This window comes from Lentzea sp. NPDC036955 (genome assembly GCF_055608005.1).
Window position 1 is genome coordinate 290,040 of the sequence record NZ_JBVJRC010000007.1, and the last position, 17,228, is coordinate 307,267.

A 17,228-nucleotide genomic window follows, 5' to 3' on the forward strand; every position below is an offset into this window, starting at 1 on the left:
ACGCTGCCCCGCGTGTCCACACCGCTCTTCTGGCGCGTGCTCATGGTGGTCGACCGCGGCCTCGTCGCGCTGACCGGCAAGCTCGAGGTTTCCGGTGACGTGCCACCGGATCTGCTCGGCAAGCCGTTGCTGCTCGCCTCGAACCACATCGGCAACCTCGACCCGTTCGTGCTGATCGCCGCGTGCCGCAAGGTCGGGATCAACCCGCGGTTCATGCTCGCCGGCGGCCTGCTCGACGCCCCGGTCATGGGCCCGGCCCTGAAGGCGTGCGGTCACCTGCGCGTCGACCGCGCGTCGGCGAACGCCGGTGAGGCCATGCACCGCGCCGTCGCGGCGTTGCGCAACGGCGGCGACCCGATCGCCGTCTACCCCGAGGGCAAGATCACCCTCGACCCCGGCATGTGGCCCGAGCGCGGCAAGACCGGTGTCGCCCGCATGGCGCTGGGCGGCGACATCCCGGTGATCCCCATCAGCCAGTGGGGCGCGCACGAGGCGGTGTACTGGGGCAACCTGCACGTCAACGGGTGGCGGGACCTCCTGCCGTACCTGACGTCGTGGTTCTCCGCGGTCCGCAAGCGCCCGACCTTCAAGGTGCACTTCGGCAAGCCGGTCGAGCTCGGTGACCTGTCCGCGGACACGATGGGCGACGCCCGCCGCGCGCACGAGCGCATCATGCGCGCCATCACCGAGAACCTGGTGCCGCTGCGCCTGGACGAGCCCGACCTGCCGCGCTTCCAGGACCCGACCCGCCCGACCACCGGCGTCTCCCCCTGGCGGCCCGCCTGACCGCGTAGGCGATCACCGTGACCAGCATGAGGAACGGCGCCGGGCTGCCCGCCCAGAGCCCGATCGCCAAGTCTGCCGCGGGCACGACCAGCGCCAGCGCGAACGCCTTCGCGCTCGCCACGGGCAGCTTGACCCCCGGGTCCGCCCACGGCGTGCGCCCCCAGGGCTTCGCGACGCTGAGCCACGTCTGGAACGAGAACGCGCTGATCATGCACGCCGTCCCGACCGGCAGCCACGGCGTGACGTGCCCCTGGGCCGCCGCTTCGAGGTTGTCGCTCAGGATGAAGATCCCCGCGTAGAGCTGCACGACGGTGATCGCGAACTTCGCGGTCACCCACCAGTGCCGGAAGAACCCCCACGGCGTCGTGGCGCTGAGCATCATGCCGGTGAACGCACTGGCCGCCCCCATGAACGCCAGCACCCGGTGGTCCAGCACCCGCGCCATGCGAAAAGCGCTGCCGTCACCGGTCTTCAGGCCGTAGAGCACCAACGCCAGCAACGCGACGGCCTGGCTGAGCCAGCCCACCGACGTCACGACGTGCAGCCACACCACCAACGTCCTCAACCGCTTCGCCATGACGTGTAGTGTGCCTACACATCGGCTCGCTACGCATCAGGGATCTCCCCCGGGTGCTCCTAGGCCAGCTCGTGCAACCGGGCCCGGACCTCCGCCGTCAACGGGTGGTCGTAGTCCTCGTAGATCGTCAGCGCTTCCAGCAGGTGCGTGCGCGCCACCTCGGGCTGCCCGGAGCTGGTCTCCCCCAGACCGTGCAGCGCCTCCGCCAGGCTCTTGCGGTCCCCCAGCACCCGCAGGGCCTCGACGGCGGTGCGGAACGAGTCACGGGCCTCGGCGCGTGCGCCGAGGCGGAGCTGGGCGCGGCCGATGCTCACCAGCGCCATCGCCTTGCCGTGCACGGCGCCGTGGGAGTCCATCAGGTCGTAAGCCATCCGTGCGGACGCGAGAGAAGCCTCGAACTGGCAGGCGGACCGCAGGATGTCGCTCAGGAACAGCCGCGTGCCGCCCTCGCCGAACCACGAGCCGACCGCGGCGTGCTGGTCGAGTGCGAGGCGGAAGCGGTCGACGGCGAGGTCGAACTGGCGCAGGCCGCCGTAGGCCATGCCGAGGCCCGTCAGGCTCCAGGCGGCGCCGACGCGGTCGTCGATGTCGCGGCGGAGTGCGAGGGCCCGGTCGAAGAGCTCCAGCGCGTCGGCGAAGCGCTGGCCGCGGCAGGCGGCGAGGCCCAGGCCGTGCACCGCCCAGGCGCGGGCGGCCTGGTTGCCGTCGACGGCGGCGGCGCGTTCGGCGACGCGGTAGGTGCGGGTCCACTCGTCGAGCGCGCTGGAGACGATGAAGTAGTTCCACAGCGCGACGGGGATCTGCCAGGCGGTGGAGGAGTGCGCGTCCTCGGCGAGGCGGGTCACGGCGAGCAGGTTCGCGGACTCCGCGCGGCACCAGCCGAAGGCGTCGTCGTGCGACGTGAAGTCCTGAGTGGACAGCGGCGGCAACAGGAACGCCGGGTGGTCGGGCGGGGAGATGGCGAGACCGGCGGCGTTCGCGGTGTCGGCGTACCACCGCAGCAGGCGGGTCACGGCCTCGGAGCGGCCGGTGCCGGACTCCTCGGTGGCGCTGAGCTCGGTGGCGTACAGGCGCAGCAGGTCGTGCAGGCGGAAACGGCCGCGGGCGACCTCCTCCAGCATGTGGCCGCCGGCCAGCACGTCGAGCAGGGTCCGCGCGCGCGACGAGGGGACTCCGGCCAGCGCGGCGGCCGCGGCGAGGCTGATCTCGGCACCGGGGTGCAGGCCGATGAGCCGGAACATCCGCGCGGCGTCGGGTTTGAGGGCCAGGTAGGACCACGAGAACGCGGCGCGCACGGCGGTGTCCTCGTCGTCGCCGGTCGCGAGGACGTTGAGGCGGTCGCGTTCGTCGGCGAGGTCACCGGCCAGGTCGGCCAGGGTCAGGTGCGGGCGGGTGACGACGCGTTCGGCCGCGATCCGCACCGCCAGCGGCAGGTGACCGCACAGCTCGACGAGCCGCGCGGCCGCCTCGGGCTCGGCGGCGACGCGGTCGGGGCCGACGGCGGAGGTCAGCAGCGCCAGCGCCTCGTCACGGGTCAGCGTCGACAGCGTCACCGGGTGCGCGCCGTCGCGGGCGACAAGACCACCGAGGTGGTTGCGGGAGGTCACCAGCACCATCGACGACGACCGGCCGGGCAGCAGCGGGCGGACCTGCTCGGCCAGCCGCGCGTTGTCGAGCAGCACCAGCACGCGCTTGCCCGCCAGCACGCTGCGGTACAGCGCGGACTTCGCGGGCAGGTCCTCCGGAATGCGCTCAGGCGGCACGCCGAGGCTCTGCAACAGCTGGTGCAGCGCGGCGGCGGGCTGCACCGGCGGCGACGAGGCGTCGAACCCGCGCAGGTCGACGTGCAGCTGCCCGTCCGGGAACCGCTCGGCGACCTGGTGCGCGAACCGCACGGCCAGCGCGGTCTTGCCGACACCGCCGGTGCCGGTGATGGCGACGAGCGCCGGGTTGTGGTCGTGCGGCACGACCTCGGCGAGCTTCGCGAGCTCCTTCGCACGGCCGGTGAAGTCGCGGATCTCGTGCGGCAGCTGGACCGGCACCAGCGCGGGGGCGACCGGTTCCGGCTGCGGCTCGTGCCGGCCGACCAGCAGCTGCTCGTGCAGCTGCCGCAGCTCGGGACCGGGCTCGATGCCGAGCTCCTCGACCAGCAGCCGGCGCAGGTCCGCGAAGACCGCCAGCGCCTCGGCCTGCCGGCCACCGCGGTACAGCGCGGACATCAGCAGGCCGTGCAGCCTCTCCCGCAGCGGGTGTGCGTTGATCAACGTCGTCAGCTCCGCCGCCACCTCCGCCTCACGCCCGACGGACAGCATCAGCGCCGCACGCTGTTCCACGGCCGTGAGCCGCAGTTCGGTCAGGCGCGCGCGTTCGACCGCGGCGAACGGCCCGGGCACACCCTCCAGGGCAACGCCGCGCCACAGCCCGAGGGCGGCGTCGAACGCTCTGATGGCGGCCGCCGGCTCACGGCGCAACCGCCCGGCCTCGTCCAGGTGGGCGCGGAACATCGCGACGTCGTTCGCGTCGGCGGGCAGCCTCAGCAGGTACCCGGTGTCCGTGGAGAGCAGCACCGAGCTCGGCGCGCGCGAGGCCCTGCCCGGCTCGAAGAGGCGCCGCAGACCGGCGACGTAGGTGTGGATGCCGTTGTCGGCGCTGGCCGGCGGCTCGTCACCCCAGACCGCGTCGATCAGCTCACTGCGGGACACGACGTGGTTGGCGCGCAACGCGAGCACCGCCAGCACGGCGCGCTGCCTGGGCGGCCCGAGGGTGAGCTCCTGGCCGGCCACGGTCGCCGCGAGCGCGCCCAGCAGACTGACGCGCAACTCGTTCTGCACCCTTTGTCCCACTTCGTCGCTGTCCGCAGTCAGCTAGCAACCTACCGTCAGGGTTCGTCCAGAAGCCATCCAGAGTCCGTGCAGAGCCCTTCTCCACACTTCACATCAGGTGGATTGGGCCGAAATGAGGGGGGCGGGGATGAACGCGGCCGAGGTGTTCGACACGCTGGGGCTGGAGTACCAACGAGCATGGTCGCACCAGCCGGCCCTGCACGGCACCCTCGCCTGGTTCGCGGCGACCCAGCCGGCCGGCTCGCGCGTGCTCGACATCGGGTGCGGCACCGGCGTTCCGGTCGCCCGCACGCTCGCCAAGGCGGGCATGAGGGTCACCGGTCTGGACGTCTCGCCCGTCATGGTCGACCTCGCCACCGAGCAGGTCCCCGACGCGACGTTCCACAAGATCGACATCCGCGACTTCGAGTCGCCGCCCGGTTCCTGGGACGTCATCTGCGCCGTCTTCTCGCTGCTGCAGATGACGCAGGCGGAGATCATCGACACCCTCGGCCGCGTCTCGACCTGGTTGCGGCCCGGCGGCCACTTCTTCCTGGCCACCGTGGCGATCGACGTCGAACAGGTCCGGCTGCCCTGGATGGGGCAGGAGATCGAGGTGTCCTCGTTCTCCGAGGAGAACTTCGAGGCGCACCTCGGCGAGGTCGGCCTGCGGGTCGTGCGCCGGAGCCGGCCGGTGTTCACCCCGTCCTACCCCGGCGCCATGCCCGAGGAGTCGCTGCACCTGGTGTGCCAGCGCCCCTAGCGGCTCAGTGGTGCGCGGCGAGCGCGCGGCCGATGTAGTGCGCCGACAGCGTGGCGAAGATGTACGCCTGGAGCACCTGGATCAACGCTTCCAGGAACACGATCGCGATGGCGAGCGCGAACCCGAGCAATGACACCGGCTTGAGCCACACGTTGGTTTGCAGCAACAGGAACTCGCTGCCGAGGGTGAACACGAGCACCAGCAGGTGGCCCGCGAACATCGCCGCGAACACCCGGATCGCGAGGTTCACCGGGTCGAAGAAGAACTTGAGGATGACCTCGGTCGGGATCAGCAGGCCCCACAGCACCGGCTTCGGCACGCCCTCGATGACGAACTGGTTGCGCAGGTAGCCGCGCAGCCCGAACTTCCTGATGCCCACGAAGTGGTAGAGCGGGAAGACGATGAGCAGCGCCACCGCCACCGGGAACCCGAAGTGCGTCATCGTCGGGAACTGGACCAGCGGCACCAGCCCGTAGAGGTTGTTCACCAGCACGAAGCAGAAGATGCTGACGATCAACGGCACGTACGGCGCGAACTCCTTCGCACCGATCTGCTCCCGTGCGATGTTGTTGCGCCCGAAGTCGTAGATCGACTCGGCGGCGAACTGCCAGCGGCCGGGCACGACCGTCAACTTCCTCGTCGTGGCCAGGAAGAAGACCGTGATGATCACGATCGACAGCGCCAGCAGCACCATCGGCTTGGTGATCTCAAGGGCGAACGGCAGCCCGAACGGGTCGTGCCAGGTGAAGATCGGCGGTAGGTAGATGTCCGGCTTGCCGGGTGGGTTGAAGACGATGTCTGCGGCCATGGGCGTCCCCCTCGTCCAAGGTCTGGGACCAAACTTTATCGGACGAGGGGGACGCAGGTCACAGCAGGGTCACGGAAATCGGACCGATGATCAGACGGGGATGACGGTCGGCACGATCATCGGCCGGCGCCGGTAGGCCTCCGCGACCCAGCGCCCGACCACGCGGCGCACGGCCTGCGCGATCCGGTGGGTGTCGGTGATGCCCTCGGCCTCGGTGCGCGCCAGCTCCATCTCCACCAGCGGGACGACCGCCTCCAGCGCCTTCGGGTCGTCGGAGAACCCGCGCCCGGAGATCGTCGGCGCCGTGACGGCCCTGCCGGTCGTCCGGTCGATCGCGACGGAGATCGAGATGAACCCGCCCTCGCCCAGCACCAGCCGGTCCGACAGCGTCGACTCGCCCACATCGCCCACGGACAGGCCGTCGACGTACACGTGACCGACGACGACACGTCCGCTCACGGCGGCCTTGCCATCCACGAGGTCGACGACGACGCCGTCCTCGGCGATCACGACGTGGTCCTCGGCCACACCGGTCGCCACGGCCAGAGCGGCGTTCGCGCGCAGGTGGCGCCACTCGCCGTGCACCGGCATGACGTTCGACGGGCGCACCGCGTTGTAGAGGAACAGCAGCTCGCCCGCGGGCGAGTGGCCGGAGACGTGGACCTTGGCGTTGCCCTGGTGCACCACGGTGGCGCCGAGCTTCGCGAGGCCGTTGACGACGTTGAAGACCGCGTTCTCGTTGCCGGGGATCAACGACGACGCGAGGATCACCGTGTCGCCCTCGCGGATCGAGATCTGCCGGTGCTCACCGCGGGCCATGCGCGACAGCGCCGACAGCGGCTCGCCCTGCGACCCGGTGGAGACGAAGAGGACCTCGTCCTCCTCCATCCGCATGGCCACGTCGAGGTCGACGAACAGGCCGTCCGGCACGTTCAGGAAGCCCAGCTCGGACGCGATGCCCATGTTGCGGACCATCGACCGGCCCACGAAGGCGACCTTGCGCTTGTACTGCACGGCCACGTCGAGGACCTGCTGGACGCGGTGCACGTGCGAGGCGAAGCAGGCGACGATGACCCGCTGGTCCGCCTTGCGGATCACGTTCTCGAGCACCGGGCCGATCTCGCGCTCGGGCACCACGAAACCAGGCACCTCGGCGTTCGTCGAGTCGACGAGGAACAGGTCCACGCCCTCGTCGCCCAGCCGCGAGAACCCGGCGAGGTCGGTCAGCCTGCCGTCGAGCGGCAGCTGGTCGAGCTTGATGTCACCGGTGTGCAGCACCAGGCCCGCGGCGGTGCGGATGGCGACGGCCAGCGCGTCCGGGATCGAGTGGTTGACGGCGAAGAACTCCAGCTCGAACGGGCCGAAGGGGTGGCGTTCGCCCTCCTTCACCTCGACGAGCCGCGGGTTCTGGCGGTGCTCCTTGCACTTGGCGGCGAGCAGCGCCAGCGTGAAGCGCGAGCCGACCACGGGCACGTCGGGGCGCAGCTTCAGCAGGAACGGCACGGCACCGATGTGGTCCTCGTGACCGTGCGTCAGGACGATCGCGTCGATGTCGTCGAGCCGGTCCTCGATGGCGCGGAAGTCGGGCAGGATCAGGTCCACGCCCGGCTGGTCGTCCTCGGGGAACAGAACGCCGCAGTCGACCACGAGCAGCCGGCCGGCGTGCTCGAAGACGGTCATGTTGCGGCCGACCTCGCCAATTCCGCCGAGTGCGACGACGCGGAGGCCGCCTTCCGGCAGTGCGGGTGGCAGTTCGGTCGAGTGGGTCACGCGTTGACTCCCAGTTCGGCCGCGATGGCCTCGATGTCCTCGGCGGCGGCCGGCACGAGCGGAAGACGCGGGTCACCCACGTCGAGTCCGCGCAGGCGCAGCGCCGCCTTCGTGTACGTAACGCCGGGAACCCGGCGGAAGGGTCGCAGCAGCGGCAGCAGCGACTCGTGGAGCTCCCTCGCCCTGACCACGTCCCCGCTCTCGTAGGCGTCGGCCATGTCGCGGAGGCGGTCTGCGGCGAGGTGGCCGATGACGCTCACGAACCCGACCGCGCCCACGGCGAGCCACGGCAGGTTCAGCGGGTCATCGCCCGAGTAGTAGGCGAGGTCGGTGCTCGCGATCACCCGGCTGCCCGCGTGCAGGTCGCCCTTGGCGTCCTTCACGGCGAGGATCCGCGGGTGCTCGGCGAGCCGCAGGATCGTGTCGACCTCGATCGGCACCACCGCACGCGGCGGGATGTCGTAGAGCATGACCGGCAGCCCGGCCGCGTCCGCCACGGCCGTGAAGTGGGCCAGCAGCCCCTCCTGCGGCGGCCGCGAGTAGTACGGCGTCACCACCAGTGCCCCGTGCGCGCCCGCCTTCTCGGCCTGCTGCACGAGGTGGATGCTGTGCGCCGTGTCATAAGTGCCCGCACCCGCCACCACGGTCGCCCGGTCGCCGACGGCCTCGACGACCGCCGTGATCAGCGCGGCCTTTTCCCGGTCGGTGGTCGTCGGGCTCTCCCCCGTGGTCCCGTTGACGACCAGACCGTCGTTGCCGGAGTCCACCAGGTGTTTCGCCAGCTCCTGCGCCTTGGCGAGGTCGACCTCGCCACGCGTGTCGAAGGGCGTGACCATGGCGGTGAGAACGCGGCCGAACGGGCGGTTCGGCCCAGCGTACGGGCTTCCGGACATGCGCGGAACGTTACCCGAGGTCACACACTTCGGTTCACCGACCGCACGCGTGCCACGGCGGCGGCGTCACCGCTGTACTCGACGCGCGCCTGGTCGCGCCCGAACGCCAGCAGGACCAGCTCGGCCACCTCACCGGTGATCACCACGCCGTTCGCGCCCGGCTTGGCCACGACGTGCTCGCCGTCGGGCCGCACCAAAGTCACCCCGTCGGGCGACGAGCGGTAGGTCATGCGCGCGGTGAGCGGCAGCAGCTTCCACAGCGCGCGTTCGCGAGAGGCGTCGTACGGGCGTGGCTCCCAGTCGGGCTGTGCGCGGCGCACGTCCTCGTGGTGCACGAAGTACTCGCCGGCGTTGATCAGCTCGTCGACCGGCTGGATCCAGAACGGCGGTGTGCGCACGAGGTCGAGCAGCTCGCTCCACGCCTTGTGCGCGTACTCGCCCTGGACCTTCTCCGTCCACTTGGCGAACGCGGGCACGAGGATGCCCGGCGCGGTGTCCGGGCGGCGCTCGCGGATCGCCAGGTGGGCGGCGAGGTCCCTGGTCAGCCAGGGGCTGCACAGGGTCGGCGCGTCCGGGCCGAGCTCGGTCATCAGGTCGACGAGCGCTTTGCGTTCGTCGCGGGCTAGACCCACGTCATGTCCTCCTGGCCGGGCTCAGCGCAACGCCTCCATTGCACCACAGCCGGGTCAGGGCTCGTTCGGCCTGTAGCAGCCGGTGAAGCCCGCCGGCTTGGCCGAGCCGCCGGCCAGCAGGGACACGGTCTGGGCGCGGGTGAGGTTCTCCGGGTAGTCGGGCCAGTCCGGTTCCTGGCCGTTGACGTGCAGCTCGTCCAGCCAGTAGCCGGACTGGCCGGAGGTCTTGGCGAACTCCAGGTCGCAGCCCTTCACCCGGACGACGACCTCGATGGTCTTCTCCGAGGACTTGACCGTGCGCTTGCCGATCTTCTTGGTCTTCTTCTCCTTCTCCGTGCTGGGCTCGCCGGGGTTGGTGAAACCGGCGGCCTTGAGCTCGGAGACGAACCTGTCCTCGTTGTTCGCGCACGCGGGCAACGTGGCCGCGCAGCCGAGGACCAGCAACAACGAGATGATCCGTCTTTTCACCGTCAGCTGTCCTTCTTCGCGCTGATGCTGCCGTCGAGCTTGCTGCCGTCCTTGGCGCCGGCGACGCAGAAGACCTTGCGCTGGGCGCTGCCGCTCTTGTCCTTCTCCCACGCCGACTGCGAGGGCACCAGGACGGACATCTTCAGCTTCGAGCCGTCCTTGATCCACTGCGAGTCCAGCATCAACTGGCAGCGCGGGATGCCGACGTCCTTCAGCGCCTCGACGCCAGGGTAGGCCGCGTCCGGGAGGCTCGACGACACCGGCAGCAGGTCGATCGCGTCGAACACCTCGAAGTCGTGCGGCTTGTCGCACTCCTCGCGGGCGTCGGAGTCGAGCTGCTTGGTGGGCGCGACCTCACCGACGCCGCAGTAGTTCTCGTACAGGGCGAACACCGGCACCTCGCCGCCCTCGCCGTAGGTCATGGCGCTGGTGCCGCCGCTCGTGGGCGAGGTGAACCAGCTGTGCGTGTAGATGCCGCCGACGAACGCCGCGACGGCGATGGCCGCGGCCGCCACCGACGCGATGATGCGGGTTCGCTTCTTCTTCGCCGGGTCCACGGCCGCGGTGTTCTGCTGGTACTGCTGCGTCGCGACCGGCGGGATGCCGGTGGGCGGCGTGGGCTGGTTGCCGATGCTGGAGAGCATGGCGCGGGCCTGCGGGCCGGACAGGCGGGCGTTCGGGTCGGCGATCAGCAGACCGGTGATCACCGCGCCGAGCACGCCGGTGGCCCTGGTCAAGCGCGGGGTCTCGCTCATGATCGCGTGCAGCGTGGAGGCCGTGGAGGAGCGCTCGAACGGGCTCCAGCCCTCGACGGCGTAGCAGAGCGTCGCGCCCAGCGCCCACAGGTCGGACGCGGGGCCGGCCTCGTGGCCGTGGATGCGTTCCGGTGCCATGTAGGCGGGCGAGCCGATGAGGCTGCCGCTGGTGGTGAGGCGCGGGTCGTCCACGGCCTGGGCGATGCCGAAGTCGGTGAGCTTGAGCTTGCCGTCCGGGCGGACCATCAGGTTGCCGGGCTTGACGTCGCGGTGCACGATCTTCGCCTGGTGCGCGGTCTCCAGCGCGGACAACGCCTGCAGCGCGATCGACACGACCTGGTTCGGCGGCATCGGGCCGTGCGTGCTGATCAACGTCGAGAGCGTGGCCGCCTCGACCAGCTCCATGACGATGTACGTCGTGCCGTTCTCGTTGATCGCGTCGTAGACGGTCACGATGCCGGGGTCGTTCAACTTGCCGGCCGTGCGCGCTTCACGCAGAGCGCGCTCTTCGAGCACACGGCGTTCTTCGTGCGCGAGGCCGTCCGGCAGGTGCAGTTCCTTGATGGCGACGAAGCGCCCGATGTGACGGTCCTGTGCGCGCCACACGATGCCCATGCCACCGCGGCCGAGCTCGGCCACCAGGGCGTACCTGCCCGCGATGACGCGCGGTTCGACAGCCTGTCCGTGCAACGTGCGCTCCTACGACCTCGGAACCGGGGGGCGTTGACGGTACTTCAGACCCGCCGACTGGAGGATCGGTTCCTACGCTTCCGGCGCTACAACCAGTTCGTGACCTGCGGCACGCAGCGCGACGACAGCGCGGTCGAGGTCGCTCTGCTTCACCAGCAGGTGGTCGGTGTCGTAAGTGGACAGCGCGAACAACGGGACGCCCGCCGCCGCCAGCTCACCGGCCAGCGCGGCCATGATGCCGGTCAGGGTGAACTCCAGCGGCCCGCGCACGGTGAGCAGCCGCCAGCCCTCCTCGGCGGTGCCGACGGGCAGCTCGAACGACGACGGCGCGATGACCGACACCTCGTCCGGGGTCCTGGTCACGGACACCAGGACGTCGGTCAGGTCCAGCAGCCCTGCGGGCAGCGGGGTGCCGGGTGCCAGGCGCGTGACGGTGTACCCGCCGGGGCGGACGTCCACGATGAGCCGCTTCATGACCGTCAGCCTTCAACGACCAGCGGGCTGGAGGCAACTTCGGTGCCGTCCGGGAGTGTCGAGACGACGAAGTCGGCGAACGCGTTCGGCGCGGCCTTCGTCAGCTCGCGCAGGCACGCCACGGCCAGTTCGCGCAGCTCCACGTTGATGTGCTCGGTGGCGCGCATCGCGATGAAGTGCCGCCACGAGCGGTAGTTGCCCGTGACGACGATCTCGGTGCCGGTCGCGTTCGGCAGCACGGACCGGGCGATCTGCCGCGCGCGCCGGCCGTTGACGGTCTTCTCCAGGCTGTGCACCAGGTCCTCGTAGGCGCGCAGGCTGGCGTCGGTGGCCGCGACGAACCGCGCGTGCAGCTCGGGGTCCGCCGCGATCAGCGCGGGCTCGACGACGTCGGTCGGGTCGGTGCGCTGGGAGAGCTGCGAGTACGAGAAGTGCCGGTGCCGGATCAGCTCGTGGGTGAGCGAGCGGGGCAGCTCGGTCAGGTAGAGGGTGGCGCTGCCGTGCTCGAACGCGGCCAGGTGCCCGACGTCGAGCAGGTGGTGCAGGAACGTCGCGTTCGTGTTCGTCATGGGGTTGGAGCGGTCCCAGGACTGGTAGCAGGCCCGTCCGGCGAACTCGACGAGCGCCGCGCCGCCGTCCGCGTCGGTCGTCCACGGCACGTCGTCCGGCGGGATGAACTCGGTTTTCGCCACCAAACGCACTCTCGGCATGGTGCCGACACTAGCCGGTGCTTGCGCGACACCACGAGTGACGTCATAGTGATGTCATGGATCTGTCGCCCTACATCGCGTCACTGCGCGAGGACCTGGCGACGGCCGCATCTGCGGGGGACGAAAGCACCCGTCGAACGGCCGCCGCGTTGTCCGCAGCGCTCGAGCCAGCCGCGCGACTGGCGATCATGAACGCACTGTCGGACCTGGCAGCCGAGGTCACCGCCTCGTTGGACGGCCAGGTCGTGGAGGTCAGGCTGGCCGGCCGCGACGTCCAGGTGGTCGTCACCGGTTCGGCCCCCGAGCAGGACAGCGGGCCGCAGCAGGACGTGCCACCACCGTACGTCGCCGGTGACGCCACCGGTGACATCAGCCGCATCACGCTGCGGATGATCAACGAGCTGAAGGCGAAGGCCGAGCAGGCCGCAGCCGCCCAGGGTGTGTCGCTGAACTCGTTCATCCAGCAGGCCGTCGGCGGTGCCATCCAGGGCAAGCACCGCGAGCACTGGAAGCAGCAGCACAAGGGGCCGAGCGGACAGGGCGGCTCCGGCTCGCGCGTCCGCGGATGGGTGCAGGGGTGAGCGGGATGACCGATCCGTCGAGTGGGCCGACCGCCGTCGTGCGGCAGCAGAGCTTCGAGTTCGCGGGTGTCGCGGAGATCGACATCTCGCTGCTCAGCGGCCGGGTGCAGGTGCACCTGGTCAACGAACCGGGCGTGCACGTCGAGGTGCGCCACGACCCGGCGGCGGGCAACACCTGGACCGAGGGCCTGTCGAGCGTGCTCAGCTGGGTCAGCGGCCAGTTCGGCTCCGACCGGGGCACCCCGGTCGCCGGGCCGGAGGAGGCCGTGCGGGACGCCCGCGTGGAGTTGCTGGGCAACCGGCTGCGCATCGAGTCGTCGAAGGCGCTGCCGTTGCGCGCGGTGCCGCTGTCGGTCGTCGTGACGGCACCGGCGGGCTCGCACGTGCAGTCCAAGACCGGTGCCGCCGACGTGTCGGTGACCGGCGAGGCCGGCCGGGTCGACCTGAACACCGGCACCGGCGCGGTGAACGTCGACCGCGCGACCGGCGAGGCGAAGATCAACTCGGGGTCGGGCACGGTCCGCCTCGGCACGATGCTCGCCCGCCTCAAGGCCAAGACCGGCAGCGGTGACGTCGAGGTGTCGTCCGTGGGTGACAACGCCGTGCTCATCACCGGTACCGGCGACGTGTGGCTGGGCGCGGTGCAGGGTGACGTCATGGTGCGCACCGGCAGCGGTGACCTGACCGTGGCCGACGCCGCCGCGGGCGACATCCAGCTCGGCACCGGCTCGGGCAACATCCGCGTCGGCATCCGCTCCGGCACGCTGGCCAAGATCGACCTGGTGTCCACGTCCGGTGCGGCGCGCAGCGACCTCGACGTCTCCGCGGAGCCGCTGGGCGAGGCCGCGCTGTCCGTCACCGGCCGCACCGGCAGCGGCACCGCCCTGGTAACCGCCGCAACAAGCTGACCCCAGGGGAACGCAGGGGCCCCGCGTTCCCCTAAGGGAAACGCGGGACTCCCGCGTGACTTCCGCTTCGGCGGACCGCACGCGGGGACCTCCCGTGCTCCAGTGGAGTACGAAAGCTCCCCGCGTGCACTTCGGGCTAGGGCTCCTGGAACGGTTTTGAGCCGCCGGGGACGTCGTCCGGGAAGATCGGGCAGCGGATCTCCCCGGTCAGGAACTTCCGCACGAACGACGAGAACGTGCCGTCGTAGGACCAGCTCTGCCGCAGGTCCGTGATCACGACGGTCCACTCGTCCGGCTCGCCGGCGGTGTACCAGAGGCAGTGGTCGCCGCCCAGCGTCGTGCCCCACGGCAGCAGCCCCGGCTGCTCCGGGTGGGCCCGCAGCCCCGGCTGGCGCCGCACCGCCCGCAGGACCTTGGGCGCCTGCGACATCCAGTTCATGAACCCCGCACGTGCCGTGGGGTGCAGGATGCGGACGTAGCCGCCCACGATGAGCGGCGGGTACGCCTCCGCGAGGTGCACGTAGTCGGTCGGCAGGGGTGTGCCCAGCCGTGCCCGGACGGCGTCCCAGTCAACCGGGTCCGGACGCCGCTCGGGCGCTCCCAGCAGGTCGATCCACTCGTCAGGCGGCACCGCTCACCTCCGTGACCCTCAAGCATCGCCTGCGGAACTCGGACCTCGGTTGTACCGCAGTCCAGCGATCACCAGGGAGACGACGGCGTCGAACGCGGCCTGAATGTGAGGATCCCCCCACTCGGGCGCGTGGCTCGGGTGGTGGAACCGGTCCGTCGCGTCCCACACCGCCTGTGCCGTCACAGCGACGTCGTCCGCCATGAACTCCTGGGTTTCCACTCCCGCGCGGATGATGCGCGCGAGCAGCTCCACCATGTGCCCGACGTGGTACTCCGGGATGCTGTCGCTCTCCTTGACCAGCACCTGGAACGTCTCGAACAGCTCGGGTTCCTCCAGGTGCGCGCGCCGCTTGCGGTCGAACAGCTCCTGCAGCCACGCGCGCAGCCGGTCGGACGCGCTGCCCCCGTGGTCCGACATCGCGGCGAACTCCCGGTGGGTGTGGTCGAGCCACCGGCGCGTCACGGCCTCCCGCAGCGCCGCCTTGGTCGGGAAGTGGCGGTAGACGCTGCCGTGGCTCACCCCGAGCGCCTTGGCGACGTCGACCACCGTCGCCTTGGCCGGCCCGTACCTGCGCAGGACCTCTTCGGTCGCCACGAGGATCGCCTCCCCGGTCAACGCCTCCGCCACGTCCTCACCTCTCGCTGTCCAGCATCGCCATCTGCTCGGCGGCGTACCGCGTGCCCGCGGCCGCCCCGACCGGGACGACGGTGTCGATCTCCCGCAGCTCCTGCTCGGTGAGCTCGACGTCGAGCGCGCCGATCGCCTCGCCCAGCCTCGCACGCTTCGTCGTGCCGATCAGCGGCACCACGGTGTCGCCCTTCGCCAGCACCCACGCGATGGCCAGCTGGGCCACCGTGACGCCCTTGTCGGCGGCGATCCCGGCGAGCTTCTCGACCAGGCCGAGGTTGTGGGTGAGGTTGTCGCCCTGGAACCGCGGCGTGTGGCTGCGCCAGTCGTTCGCCGCGAACTCCTTGCTCGGCGTGGCCGAGATGAGCCCGCGCGACAGCACCCCGTACGCGGTGATGCCGATGCCCAGCTCCCGGGCCGTGGGCAGGATCTCCGCCTCGATGCCCCTGCTGAGCACGCCGTACTCGATCTGCAGGTCCGTGATCGGGTGCATGGCGTGCGCCCGGCGCAGCGTCTCCGCGCCCACCTCCGACAACCCGATGTGCCGCACCCACCCCTTCTCGATCTGCTCGGCGATCGCGCCGACCGTCTCCTCGATCGGCACGGCCGGGTCGAGCCGCGCCGGCCGGTAGACGTCCACGTAGTCCGTGCCGAGCCGCTCCAGCGAGTAGGCCAGGAAGTTGGCCACCGCCGCGGGCCGGGTGTCGAACCCGATGAACGCCCCCGCGCGGTCTCGCATGCCGCCGAACTTGACGCTGAGCTGGACCTCGTCGCGGCGGCCCTTGATCGCCTCGCGGATCAGCAGCTCGTTGTGGCCCTGACCGTAGAAGTCACCGGTGTCGAGCAGCGTGACCTCGGCGTCCAGGGCGGCGTGGATCGTGGCAATGCTCTCGTCCCGATCGGCCGGTCCGTACGCGTTGGACATGCCCATGCAGCCCAACCCGAGCGCGGACACGACCGGGCCGGTGCTGCCGAGCTGACGCTTCTGCATGACGAACTCCTCCTCTGTGGCTGAGGTCGACTATGCACCTTGGGATGACAGATTTCAACATCTGTCAGCCGTTATTTGTACGCTCCGCGCTTCACGCCTGCGCGGCCGCCAGTTCGCCTGCCAGATCTCCCTTCGGCACGACCAGCACGTCCTCCAGGCCCAGCCACTCCGCCATGTGCGCGAGCTCGGCCGCCAGCTCCGCCGCCACGCGCGGCCGGTCCACCTCCGGTTCCGCGAACGCCGACTGCACCCGCAGCACCCCCGCTGCCCGGTCCGCCTTGAGGTCGACCCGCGCCACCAGCCGGCCGTCCAGCAGGAACGGGAACACGTAGTAGCCGTGCACCCGCCGCGGCTCCGGCACGTAGATCTCGATGCGGTACCGGAAGCCGAAGATCCGCTCGGTGCGGGCCCGTTCCCAGATCAGCGGGTCGAACGGGCACAGCAGCGCCCGCCCGGTCACCCGGCGCGGCGCCTTCGCCTCGACGTGCCGGTAGGCAGGACCGCGCCAGCCGTCGACCGCCACCGGCTCCAGCACGCCCTCCTGCGCCAGCTCGGCCACCGCCGCCTGCGAGCGCCGCGGGTCGAGCCGGTAGTAGTCGCGCAGGTCCGGTTCCGTGGCAACGCCCAGCGCCACCGCCGCCCGCGTGACCAGCTCACGCGCGCCCTCCTCCGGACTCAGCCGCCGCGCCAGCACGTCCGGCGGGATGACCCGCTCGGTGAGGTCGTAGAGCCGTTCGAAGCCGCGGCGCGTGCCCGTCGTCAGCACGCCGACGCCGAACAGCACCTCGCAGATCCGCTTGACCTCCGACCAGTCCCACCACGGACCCTTCGCCCGGCCCGTGTCGCCCATCAGCGCCTTCTCCAGCGCGCCCGCGCCGATCGGGCCGAGCTCCTTGACCGCCGCCAGCACCTCGTCCACGAGCTGGGGCGAACGGTCCACGATCGTCTGGTAGTTCTGCCACCAGCCGCGCTTCTTCGCCCCGGAGTGGAACAGCGGCCAGTCGGCCACCGGCACCAGCGACGCCTCGTGCGCCCACGTCTCCACCAGCATCCGCGGCCTGCGCGCCGAATGCGTCCACGCCGCGTCGTCCAGCAGCACCGGTTCGTACGCACCCAGCCGCGAGAACAACGGCATGTAGTGCGCGCGCACCGCCACGTTCACCGAGTCGATCTGCAACAGCTGCACCCGCGACAGCACGCGCTGCAGGTGCCTGCGCGTGGCCGCTGACGGCCGCCCGTCCGTGAAACCCTGCGCCCCCAGGGCGATCCGCCGGGCGACGTCCGCACTCATCCTCTGCACCCCGTCGATGCTGCCACGCACCCCTGACAATTCCCCGGGGGA

At 70.9% G+C, this 17,228-nt stretch carries 18 protein-coding genes; 4 read left to right on the forward strand and 14 right to left on the reverse strand.

Annotation, left to right across the window (positions count from 1 at the left end; all coding sequences use genetic code 11):
- Window positions 1–12: 12 nt before the first annotated feature.
- Complete coding sequence (locus tag ACZ7CF_RS25095) at window positions 13–786, forward strand: lysophospholipid acyltransferase family protein (protein WP_458430703.1); 774 nt, start codon at window positions 13–15, stop codon at window positions 784–786.
- On the opposite strand, the gene ACZ7CF_RS25100 is transcribed toward ACZ7CF_RS25095, so the two are convergent.
- Together ACZ7CF_RS25100 and ACZ7CF_RS25105 are read right to left on the reverse strand one after the other, a co-directional pair.
- Window positions 683–1,363, reverse strand: a complete 681-nt coding sequence (locus ACZ7CF_RS25100; protein ID WP_470370718.1) for a hypothetical protein — start codon at window positions 1,361–1,363, stop codon at window positions 683–685. The genes ACZ7CF_RS25095 and ACZ7CF_RS25100 overlap by 104 nt on opposite strands.
- A gap of 59 nt (window positions 1,364–1,422) precedes the next feature.
- Entirely contained in the window at window positions 1,423–4,194 is a 2,772-nt protein-coding gene (locus ACZ7CF_RS25105) for an AfsR/SARP family transcriptional regulator (protein ID WP_458430701.1), read from the reverse strand.
- A 139-nt stretch (window positions 4,195–4,333) separates the two neighbouring features.
- On the opposite strand from ACZ7CF_RS25105, the gene ACZ7CF_RS25110 reads away from it, so the two are divergent.
- Entirely contained in the window at window positions 4,334–4,948 is a 615-nt protein-coding gene (locus ACZ7CF_RS25110) for a class I SAM-dependent methyltransferase (protein ID WP_360390630.1), read from the forward strand.
- A 4-nt stretch (window positions 4,949–4,952) separates the two neighbouring features.
- On the opposite strand, the gene atpB is transcribed toward ACZ7CF_RS25110, so the two are convergent.
- The 8 genes from atpB to thyX all read right to left on the reverse strand — a co-directional run bounded on the left by atpB (window position 4,953) and on the right by thyX (window position 12,148).
- Window positions 4,953–5,756, reverse strand: a complete 804-nt coding sequence (gene atpB, locus ACZ7CF_RS25115; RefSeq protein ID WP_360390633.1) for a F0F1 ATP synthase subunit A — start codon at window positions 5,754–5,756, stop codon at window positions 4,953–4,955.
- Window positions 5,757–5,846: 90 nt separating this feature from the next.
- Window positions 5,847–7,526 (reverse strand): ribonuclease J, encoded by a 1,680-nt coding sequence (locus ACZ7CF_RS25120; protein WP_360390636.1) that lies wholly within the window; start codon window positions 7,524–7,526, stop codon window positions 5,847–5,849.
- Window positions 7,523–8,419 (reverse strand): 4-hydroxy-tetrahydrodipicolinate synthase, encoded by an 897-nt coding sequence (gene dapA, locus ACZ7CF_RS25125; protein WP_458430699.1) that lies wholly within the window; start codon window positions 8,417–8,419, stop codon window positions 7,523–7,525. Before dapA ends, ACZ7CF_RS25120 begins: the two co-directional genes overlap by 4 nt.
- Window positions 8,420–8,439: 20 nt before the next feature.
- Entirely contained in the window at window positions 8,440–9,051 is a 612-nt protein-coding gene (locus tag ACZ7CF_RS25130; protein ID WP_360390641.1) for a TIGR03085 family metal-binding protein, read from the reverse strand.
- Window positions 9,052–9,105: 54 nt separating this feature from the next.
- Window positions 9,106–9,519, reverse strand: a complete 414-nt coding sequence (locus tag ACZ7CF_RS25135) for a hypothetical protein (RefSeq protein WP_470370719.1) — start codon at window positions 9,517–9,519, stop codon at window positions 9,106–9,108.
- A gap of 2 nt (window positions 9,520–9,521) precedes the next feature.
- Entirely contained in the window at window positions 9,522–10,964 is a 1,443-nt protein-coding gene (locus ACZ7CF_RS25140; protein ID WP_458430697.1) for a serine/threonine-protein kinase, read from the reverse strand.
- Between the two features lie 72 nt (window positions 10,965–11,036).
- Window positions 11,037–11,438 (reverse strand): ACT domain-containing protein, encoded by a 402-nt coding sequence (locus tag ACZ7CF_RS25145; protein ID WP_470370720.1) that lies wholly within the window; start codon window positions 11,436–11,438, stop codon window positions 11,037–11,039.
- 5 nt (window positions 11,439–11,443) lie between these two features.
- Complete coding sequence (gene thyX / locus ACZ7CF_RS25150; RefSeq protein WP_458430696.1) at window positions 11,444–12,148, reverse strand: FAD-dependent thymidylate synthase; 705 nt, start codon at window positions 12,146–12,148, stop codon at window positions 11,444–11,446.
- Between the two features lie 56 nt (window positions 12,149–12,204).
- Here thyX and ACZ7CF_RS25155 point away from each other — a divergent pair, with 56 nt between their 5' ends.
- Entirely contained in the window at window positions 12,205–12,729 is a 525-nt protein-coding gene (locus tag ACZ7CF_RS25155) for a toxin-antitoxin system HicB family antitoxin (RefSeq protein WP_360390654.1), read from the forward strand.
- 5 nt (window positions 12,730–12,734) lie between these two features.
- Entirely contained in the window at window positions 12,735–13,637 is a 903-nt protein-coding gene (locus ACZ7CF_RS25160; protein ID WP_360390656.1) for a DUF4097 family beta strand repeat-containing protein, read from the forward strand.
- A gap of 136 nt (window positions 13,638–13,773) precedes the next feature.
- Here the strand turns inward: ACZ7CF_RS25160 and ACZ7CF_RS25165 are convergent, their stop codons facing one another.
- The 4 genes from ACZ7CF_RS25165 to ACZ7CF_RS25180 form a co-directional block, all read right to left on the reverse strand.
- Entirely contained in the window at window positions 13,774–14,268 is a 495-nt protein-coding gene (locus tag ACZ7CF_RS25165; protein WP_360390659.1) for a hypothetical protein, read from the reverse strand.
- An 18-nt stretch (window positions 14,269–14,286) separates the two neighbouring features.
- Window positions 14,287–14,895: a TetR/AcrR family transcriptional regulator gene (locus tag ACZ7CF_RS25170; protein ID WP_458430695.1), complete on the reverse strand. Its 609-nt coding sequence runs from the start codon at window positions 14,893–14,895 to the stop codon at window positions 14,287–14,289.
- Window positions 14,896–14,899: 4 nt separating this feature from the next.
- Window positions 14,900–15,886 carry an aldo/keto reductase gene (locus tag ACZ7CF_RS25175; RefSeq protein WP_470370721.1) on the reverse strand — a complete coding sequence of 329 codons (987 nt, stop codon included), beginning with the start codon at window positions 15,884–15,886 and terminating at the stop codon, window positions 14,900–14,902.
- A gap of 91 nt (window positions 15,887–15,977) precedes the next feature.
- The gene (locus ACZ7CF_RS25180; RefSeq protein WP_360390667.1) at window positions 15,978–17,177 is read right to left on the reverse strand and encodes a winged helix-turn-helix domain-containing protein; all 1,200 of its coding nucleotides are present in this window, start codon (window positions 17,175–17,177) and stop codon (window positions 15,978–15,980) included.
- Between the last annotated feature and the right edge of the window lie 51 nt (window positions 17,178–17,228).